The following is a 1,534-nucleotide window of genomic DNA, read 5'->3' as shown; positions in this document are numbered from 1 at the left end:
CCCGAATGCTAGAACAGCGTCAACTTGTGGAAGTCAGGCCTGGGATCGAGCCTTGGGCCGGGGTGGGCGCGGTGCCCCGCCGGGCTCCTGCGGGTGATTGGGGTAGTGGCCCAGATCGATGCGCGGCGTGCCCGGGGTGGACAAGTGGTGCCGCGCCACCTCGCACAGTCCCCGCCGATCGGCGACCCAGTCCGGGGCCACGGGCAGCCGGTCGAGGTCGGCGACGATGACCAGGTCCATGCCGTCGGCGCGGACCCACACCTCAGCGCCGACCAGCCCGGGCGGGGTGGAGTAGCGCACCGACCCGAACCGGATGGTCTGATCGGTGCCCACGGTGCGGCTCTGGCCCAGTGCCATGGTGTGCGGCGCCGCCGGCAGTACGTGCAGACGCCGGCGTTCGTCGATCAGCGCCTCATTCGGGACTCGCGCCGATTCACGATGCTTACGGGAGTTGACCTTGGCGCAGAACTGCTCGCATGCTGCCTCGAGCTGGGCGAACGAGCCGTACTGCTCCCGCAGGTTCGCCTCGGTCGGGACGACGTCGGCCTTGGCCAGGCGGACGGTGGACTCGATGCCGCCCTTGGACTGCGGATCGAACGGCACACAGGTGTGCACCTGGGTGCCGTAGTGGCGGGCGGCTTCCACGATCTGCGGATGACGTACCGGCACTCCGGCGACGTGATCCACGCTGACCGTCTTGGCGTTGTCGGTCAGCACGTAGGTCGGTACCCCGCCCACGCGGCGCAGGGTCGCATCCAGGCAGGCGATCAGCGTGGGCAACCGCTGGTCCCACACCGGGATGACCACCCGAAAGCGGGACCACGCCAACCAGGCGCAGAACAGCAACGTCGAGCGCAGGACCCCATCCGGGCCGGGGACTTTCGGCCCTTCGCCCCAGTCGAACTGCAGCCACAGGCCCGGCTCGGTGATCCACGGCCGGTAGGTGCGCTGATGCCCGGCCCGCCACGCGGCCTTGACCTGCGCCACCGCCCGCCTGGTCGTGCGCTCAGTCCCGGTGAACCCCATGGCCACCAGCCGTTCGTGGACGATATCGGCGCGGACCTTGCCGTTGCCGCGCTCGACCCACTCCTCGATCTTGCGCATGTACTCATCGAGCATCCGCGGACGGCGGCCCGCGCCGGTCACCGGACGCCCCTGGTCACGAGCGGCGACGTACCGCCGCACGGTCTTGGGATCCACACCCGCCAACTGCGCGGCGGAGTGCGCACTTTCAGTGGCGTCGTATGCCTCCAGAATTTCCATGATCTCCCTGTCAGACTTCTTCATGCGTCCCTCCGGTGGAACAGCGCTCGAAAGGTGGTCGAAGACCTCGAGCACATCCCCGGAGGGGCGCTTTTCGCGGGACCGACACGGCCCGATCCCTTGGCCCCGGACAGGGAGATCAACTGACCGTCAGCAGGGAAGTACGTGTCCGCCTACAGGGAGATTGGCGGCTCTTCCGGAATCAGAGTGCATTGATCCGATCCCGCAGCTGTCCGGAGTGGATCAGTGACCGCAAGATGTAGTGCTTGAG

General features: G+C 68.1%; 1 protein-coding gene. It reads right to left on the bottom strand.

Features of this window, described 5'->3' with window-relative positions:
- Positions 1–33: 33 nt before the first annotated feature.
- Positions 34–1,287, bottom strand: a complete 1,254-nt coding sequence (gene istA, locus G6030_RS04930) for an IS21 family transposase (protein WP_241724168.1) — start codon at positions 1,285–1,287, stop codon at positions 34–36.
- Positions 1,288–1,534 lie beyond the last annotated feature (247 nt).

The sequence above is a fragment of the Dietzia sp. E1 genome (genome assembly GCF_014145015.1).
GTDB lineage: Bacteria > Actinomycetota > Actinomycetes > Mycobacteriales > Mycobacteriaceae > Dietzia > Dietzia cinnamea_A.
The sequence above is the reverse complement of the archived record's forward strand: the minus strand, read 5'-3'. Positions and strand labels throughout refer to the sequence as shown.

What these genes read in the sequence shown, in the direction of transcription:
- istA (WP_241724168.1), bottom strand. Translation starts at nt 1,287, where the DNA reads ATGAAGAAGTCTGACAGGGAGATCATGGAAATTCTGGAGGCATACGAC.